Genomic DNA, 7,741 nt, shown 5'->3' with positions numbered 1-7,741 from the left:
CAAGTCCGTAGGACTTTGTCGACAGTCTGAGACCAGAGTATAATATACTTTGGTCTTTTATTTTTTATCAAACAAAAAACATTATTGATAAAAGTAAATTTAGATGTTAAATGCATGAGTTAATATTACTGTTATGTTACAAAGAATCCTATTAAAAAGGTTAATAAGCGTACTAGTGCCAATGATTTAGTTTAATTGACAGAAAGTTTCTTTGATTTAGAGATTAAACGATAGTATAACGTTTATATTACAACTCTATAACATTCCACCTAGAGCGGAAGGGTTGTGCTATATTGGATTTATCAATTAATGATTAAAAAATGACAGCAAAGGATGAAATAATAAATGAAGAAAGCTTTATTACTATCAGCATCATCATTAACTCTATTAACAGCATTGAATGGTGTTGCATCTGCAGAACAAACGCATGTAGTTAAAGAAGATGCTAAGTTAAGCGAAGTTGCAGCTTTGTTTGCCACTACTACTGATGAAATTAAATCACTTAATAAATTAAGCCAAGACGAAGTTAAAAAAGACACTGCTTTAGTATTACCTGACACAGACGTTGTAGAAGTTAAAGCAGGAGACACTTTAAAATCAATCGCAGCAGCACATAAAATCTCTTTAGATCAATTATACAAATTAAACCCAGGCGTGACACACATCATTTTACCTGGCGATATTTTAGCAGTTTCTGACAAAGGTGCAGCGCATTTAGAAGCGTTACATACTGGTAAAGCTGTACCACAAACAGAACAAAAATCTGGTCAAGCAACAGCAAACTATGATGCACCAGCACACACAACATCAGCTCCTGTAAACTACACTGCTGATGCAGCTTATAACACAAGCTACACTAGTTATGAAGCACCATCTTATAACTATTCACAATCATATAGTGCACCAACAACGTCTTATAGTGCACCTTCATACCAAACAAGTGCACCATCTTATTATTCAGGTGCAAACCTTTACACAGCAGGTCAATGTACTTCATACGCATTCGATCGTGCAGGCGGTAAAGTAGGTTCAACTTGGGGTAACGCAAATAACTGGGCAAACGCAGCGGCAGCAGCGGGACACACAGTAAACAATATTCCAGCAGCAGGTTCAATCATGCAATCTTCTGCAGGTGCTTACGGTCACGTAGCATATGTTGAAGGTGTTAACAGCGACGGTTCAGTTCGTGTATCTGAAATGAACTACGGCTATGGTCCAGGTGTCGTAACTTCACGTACGATTTCAGCTGGTCAAGCAAGTGGTTATAACTTCATTCACTAATTTAAAAACGATTCGCACTGTTCTCTATTGAGAGGATGGTGCTTTTTTTTATTGGTTCAAGTGAAATGTAAAGGTTAAGTAAATCGGAAATAAATGCTTTAAATTACAGAAAGAAAAATGGTAAAGTTAAAGCAACTTCAGACATTGTGTGAAGGAAAACCACATATATTATTATAAAGTTCATAAATATAAACTCTTTATTCGTTATATTTCCGCTAGTAAAAGAAAAGTGTTTTAATAAAATTGAAAGTAATCGTGATAAAGTGCTTGATATATATTCGTGTATGCGGGTATAATATTTGATTAAATAGATAAGGGGTGAGCTCAACGTGGGTGTACATCAATATTTTAAAAGATTATCTGATTTAGAAAAGCTGATACGCTTGCCTGGTAAATTCAAGTATTTTGAGCATAATGTAGCAGCACATTCATTTAAAGTAACGAAAATAGCGCAATACTTAGCCACAGTAGAAGAACATCATGGCAATGAAATTGATTGGAAAAGCTTATATGAAAAAGCTTTGAATCATGACTTTGCGGAAGTATTTACAGGGGATATTAAAACGCCTGTGAAATATGCCAGCCGTGATTTGAAGAAATTGTTCTCGCAAGTGGAAGAAGAGATGGTAGATAATTTTATTAGAGAAGAATTTCCGGAAGAATATCAAGATGTTTACAGAGAACGTCTGCAAGAAGGCAAAGATGATTCTTTAGAAGGTCAAATTTTGGCAGTAGCTGATAAAATCGACTTGTTATATGAAACATTTGGTGAAATTCAAAAGCGTAATCCAGACTCACTTTTCTTTGAAATTTATGAAATGTCTTTAGAAACTATTATGCAGTTTGATCACTTAGTGTCCGTTCAAGATTTTATCGAGAACGTCATCCCTGAAATGTTAACGGAAAACTTCATTCCACGTTCAGAGTTACGAGAATTAACAATGTCGATTTTAAATAAAAGAGACGGGTGACCGCTTATGCATCTCATTTGGTATCTTTGTGCCTCATTTTTCCCATGTATACTTGTTGTACTATTTAGTGTAGTAACGAAAAATAAATGGGTCGGCGCAATTGTGACATTAATGCTGATCGGCGGTTCTATATATAAAGGATTCTTTCATAGTGAATGGATTATTTTTATAGATGTTGTATCTCTGCTGGCTGGTTTTGTGATTGTAGATCAATTGCGTCTTCATAAACAGCATGAAGATTATCGTTGAATAGAAATGAAACAGGTGCTTGTCTAAAAAAGACAAGTGCTTTTTGTTTGGGGAAAAAGAGTAGTTTTACGAACAGATGTTTGTATCTTTTTGACAGAATCTGTTACAATATATAGTGATGTAAAAAGTTTGAAATAGAGTAATTGAGAGTATAGAAAGACTAAATAGAACGATGAAATGAGATTTTGAGAAGTTGCGAATTAACCAGCTTAATTGCAATCTCAACATGAAGTATATGGTTGGGACAGACGACAAGTGTCTCAACCTATTTATATTTTAAAACTCATATTTTTCTATAGAAGTGTCAATAAAGGAGGATACCGAATTTTATGGAACATCATCCATTTAAAATTGTTTCTGAGTTTACCCCGCAAGGTGACCAACCAGCCGCTATCGAAAAAATTTCAAAGGGTATTAAAGAAGGTAAACGTCACCAAACGTTACTCGGAGCAACAGGTACAGGTAAGACCTTTACGATGAGTAATGTCATTCAACAAGCGGGCAAACCGACATTAGTATTAGCCCATAACAAGACCTTAGCTGGTCAATTATATAATGAGTTCAAAGAATTTTTCCCAGAAAATAGAGTAGAGTACTTTGTCAGCTTCTATGATTATTATCAACCAGAAGCTTATGTGCCATCTACTGACACATTTATCGAAAAAGATGCGACAATCAATGATGAAATTGACCAATTACGTCACTCAGCAACAAGTTCACTCTTTGAGCGTGACGATGTCATTGTTGTTGCCAGTGTCAGCAGTATCTTCGGTTTAGGGGATCCTTCTGAATATAGCAGTTTAGTAGTTAACGTCCGTCAAGGAATGGAAATGGATCGCAGTCAATTTCTACGTGCATTAGTAGATATTCAATATTCAAGAAACGACATCGACTTTAAACGCGGGACATTCAGAGTTCGCGGTGATGTAGTAGAAGTCTTCCCGGCGTCTCGAGATGAAATGTGTATCCGTGTAGAATTCTTCGGTGATGAAATTGATCGTATCAGCGAAGTAAACTATTTAACAGGTGAAGTATTACGTGAAAGAGAACACTTCTCTATCTTCCCGGCATCCCACTTCGTAACTAGAGATGAAAAATTGGAATTAGCGATTCAACGTATCGAAAAAGAATTAGCAGATCGCTTAAAGTATTTAAGAGAGAATAATAAATTATTAGAAGCGCAACGCTTAGAACAACGTACGAACTATGACCTTGAAATGATGAGAGAGATGGGCTTTTGTTCAGGAATTGAGAACTATTCAGTCCACTTGAGTTTAAGAGATTATGGTTCAACACCGTATACGTTATTAGATTATTTCGGTGATGACTGGTTAATTATGATTGATGAATCTCACGTTACATTACCACAAGTCAGAGGGATGTATAACGGAGATAAAGCACGTAAACAAGTTTTAGTTGACCATGGTTTCAGACTTCCGAGTGCTTTGGATAACCGTCCATTAACATTCGAAGAGTTTGAGAAGAAAGCACATCAATTAGTTTATGTGACTGCGACACCTGGGCCTTATGAACTAGAACATTCAGATGAAGTTGTTGAGCAAATTATTCGACCAACGGGCTTATTAGACCCTAAAATAGATGTCCGTCCGACGAAGAATCAAATTGATGATTTATTAAGTGAAATTCAAGATAGAATTGATAAAAATGAACGTGTACTCATTACAACGTTAACGAAAAAGATGAGTGAAGATTTAACGACTTATATGAAAGAAGCGGGAATTAAAGTCAATTACCTGCATTCAGAAATAAAAACATTAGAACGAATTGAAATCATTCGTGACTTACGTATGGGTACGTATGATGCGGTTGTCGGTATTAACTTACTAAGAGAAGGTATTGATATCCCAGAAGTTTCTTTAGTTGTAATTTTAGATGCGGATAAAGAAGGTTTCTTACGTTCTAACCGTTCATTAATTCAAACCATCGGCCGTGCTGCGCGTAATGAGCATGGTGAAGTAATCATGTATGCGGATAAGATTACAGATTCTATGCAGTATGCGATTGATGAAACAGAGCGTCGTCGTAAAATTCAACAAGCATACAACGAAGAACATGGTATTACACCGAAAACAATTCGTAAGAAAATCCATGACGTTATTAGTGCGACAGTGGAAACAGATGAAGAAAATGAAAAAGAACAAAAAGTCGTACCTAAGAAATTAACGAAAAAAGAACGTGAAAAAACAATTGAAAATATAGAAAAAGAAATGAAACAAGCAGCGAAAGACTTAGACTTTGAGCGAGCAACAGAGCTAAGAGACATGTTGTTTGAACTGAAAGCAGAAGGGTGAGGTGACATGTGTGAGTAAGAAAGATCCATCTATTGTGGTCAAAGGTGCACGTGAAAATAATTTAAAAAGTGTCAATGTGGAATTGCCTAAAAATAAATTGATTGTGATGACTGGACTATCAGGTTCAGGTAAGTCATCTTTGGCTTTCGACACGATTTATGCAGAAGGACAACGCCGTTATGTAGAATCATTAAGTGCTTACGCACGTCAATTCTTAGGACAAATGGATAAGCCGGATGTTGATACGATTGAAGGGTTATCTCCGGCAATTTCGATTGACCAAAAAACGACAAGTAAAAACCCGAGATCTACGGTTACGACGGTAACAGAAATTTATGATTATATTCGTTTATTATATGCACGTGTCGGAAAAGCATTTTGTCCACATCATGGTATTGAAATTGAATCACAAACAGTACAACAAATGGCTGACCGTATTTTAGAGTTAGAAGAACGTACTAAAATTCAGTTGATGGCACCGATTGTGAATCACCGTAAAGGTTCACATGAAAAACTGCTTCAAGATATCAGTAAAAAAGGGTATGTACGTGTCAGAGTAGATGGTGACATTCATGATATCAATGATGTGCCAGAACTAGATAAGAATAAAAATCATACGATTGAAGTTGTTGTTGACCGTCTTGTGGTGAAAGAAGGTATTGAATCACGTCTGGCTGACTCTATTGAAACAGCGTTAGAACTGGCAGAAGGGAACTTAACAGTCGATGTGATTGGCGGAGAACCTTTAAAATTCTCTGAAAATCATGCTTGTCCGATTTGCGGATTCAGCATTGGTGAATTAGAACCGCGTATGTTCAGTTTCAACAGCCCATTCGGTGCATGTCCAACATGTGATGGCTTAGGACAAAAATTAAAAGTAGACGTAGATTTGGTTATTCCAGATCCGAATGTATCGTTACGTGAAGGTGCGATTGTACCTTGGGAACCAAAAAGTTCTGACTTCTATCCGACATTATTAAAACGTGTCGCAGAAGTGTATAAAATTGATATGGACAGACCGTTTAAAAAATTAACTGACCGTCAAAAAGACATCATTTTATACGGTTCAAAAGGTAAAGAGATTACTTTTACTTTCGAACAACGTAATGGTGCATCACGCACAAGAACGATGGAGTTTGAAGGCGTTGTGCCGAACATTGAACGTCGTTATCATGAATCTCCATCAGAATATGTTCGTGAAATGATGCAGAAATATATGACGGAATTACCTTGTGAAACATGTCATGGTAAACGTTTAAGCCAAGAAGCATTATCTGTGTATGTTTCAGGTTTGAATATCGGAGAAGTTGTAGAGTATTCCATTAAAGAAGCGTTGCATTTCTTCGAAAATATCGATTTATCTGAACAAGACCGTAAGATTGCAGATTTAATCTTGAAAGAAATTATCTCAAGATTGTATTTCTTAAATAACGTCGGTTTAGATTATTTAACGTTAAATCGTTCATCAGGTACATTATCTGGTGGTGAAGCGCAACGTATTCGTTTAGCTACACAAATCGGTTCACGTTTAACGGGTGTATTATATGTGTTAGATGAGCCTTCTATTGGTTTACATCAAAGAGATAATGACCGTTTAATCAACACATTGAAAGAAATGCGTGATTTAGGTAATACGCTGATTGTGGTTGAACATGATGATGATACGATGAGAGAAGCGGATTATCTTGTAGACGTAGGTCCTGGTGCCGGCGATTACGGGGGTGAAATTGTCGCAGCAGGTACACCTAAACAAGTCATGCGTAATTCTAAATCATTAACAGGTCAGTATCTGAGCGGTAAGAAACGTATTGAAGTCCCAGAACATCGCAGACCTGTGACAGACCGTAAACTAAAAGTACGCGGTGCCAGCAGTAACAACTTGAAAGACGTAGATGTAGACTTCCCGCTTTCTACAATGACTGTTGTTACAGGTGTTTCTGGGTCAGGTAAAAGTTCATTAGTGAACGAAGTACTGTATAAAACATTGGCACAAAAATTAAACCGTTCGAAAATCAGACCAGGTAAAGTGGATAAAATTGAAGGTATTGATCAACTTGATAAAGTGATTGATATTGACCAATCCCCAATTGGACGTACACCACGTTCAAACCCAGCAACTTACACAGGCGTTTTTGATGATATCCGTGATGTTTTCGCATCAACAAACGAAGCGAAAATCAGAGGGTATCAAAAAGGACGTTTCAGCTTTAACGTTAAAGGTGGACGTTGTGAAGCATGTAAAGGTGACGGGATTATCAAAATTGAAATGCATTTCTTACCAGATGTGTATGTACCTTGTGAAGTATGTGGCGGTAAACGCTATAACCGTGAAACGTTAGAAGTGACTTATAAAGGTAAAAATATCTCTGAAGTATTAGAAATGACCGCTGAAGATGCGACACATTTCTTTGAAAATATCCCTAAAATCAAACGTAAGCTACAAACATTAGTCGATGTTGGTTTAGGTTACGTGAAGCTCGGCCAACCTGCGACGACATTGTCAGGCGGGGAAGCTCAGCGTGTGAAACTCGCATCAGAACTGCATAAACGTTCAACAGGCCGTTCTATCTATATCTTAGATGAACCGACAACAGGTCTGCATGTGGATGACATTCGTCGTTTATTAAAAGTATTGAACCGTATTGTAGATAACGGAGATACTGTTGTGATTATTGAACATAACTTGGATGTCATAAAAACAGCAGATTACTTGATTGATTTAGGTCCTGAAGGCGGCGATGGCGGAGGAACAATCGTTGCGACAGGTACACCTGAAGAAATCGCCGCATCTCCAGATTCTTATACAGGCAAATATTTGAAAACAGTATTAGAACGTGACGCAGCACAAACAAGTCAATAACCAGATTAAGACATTTCACTTAAAGCAGTGGAATGTCTTTTTTTATGACTTCAAAGAAAAAAGTTTGA

At 36.9% G+C, this 7,741-nt stretch carries 5 protein-coding genes; all 5 read left to right on the top strand.

The window, feature by feature from the left end:
• The first annotated feature begins 345 nt into the window (after positions 1-345).
• Positions 346-1,281 (top strand): COG3942 and LysM peptidoglycan-binding domain-containing protein, encoded by a 936-nt coding sequence (locus HMPREF3031_RS05285; RefSeq protein ID WP_002481546.1) that lies wholly within the window; start codon positions 346-348, stop codon positions 1,279-1,281.
• Between the two features lie 329 nt (positions 1,282-1,610).
• Positions 1,611-2,252, top strand: a complete 642-nt coding sequence (locus tag HMPREF3031_RS05280) for a YfbR-like 5'-deoxynucleotidase (protein ID WP_002481547.1) — start codon at positions 1,611-1,613, stop codon at positions 2,250-2,252.
• 6 nt (positions 2,253-2,258) lie between these two features.
• The gene (locus HMPREF3031_RS05275; RefSeq protein ID WP_070724669.1) at positions 2,259-2,501 is read left to right on the top strand and encodes a CsbA family protein; all 243 of its coding nucleotides are present in this window, start codon (positions 2,259-2,261) and stop codon (positions 2,499-2,501) included.
• A gap of 329 nt (positions 2,502-2,830) precedes the next feature.
• Positions 2,831-4,813, top strand: a complete 1,983-nt coding sequence (gene uvrB / locus HMPREF3031_RS05270; protein WP_002481549.1) for an excinuclease ABC subunit UvrB — start codon at positions 2,831-2,833, stop codon at positions 4,811-4,813.
• A 10-nt stretch (positions 4,814-4,823) separates the two neighbouring features.
• Positions 4,824-7,673: an excinuclease ABC subunit UvrA gene (gene uvrA / locus HMPREF3031_RS05265; protein ID WP_070724674.1), complete on the top strand. Its 2,850-nt coding sequence runs from the start codon at positions 4,824-4,826 to the stop codon at positions 7,671-7,673.
• Positions 7,674-7,741 lie beyond the last annotated feature (68 nt).

Source organism: Staphylococcus sp. HMSC072B07, from assembly GCF_001815505.1.
GTDB lineage: Bacteria > Bacillota > Bacilli > Staphylococcales > Staphylococcaceae > Staphylococcus > Staphylococcus simulans.
This window is presented reverse-complemented; position numbering and strand designations above follow the sequence as displayed.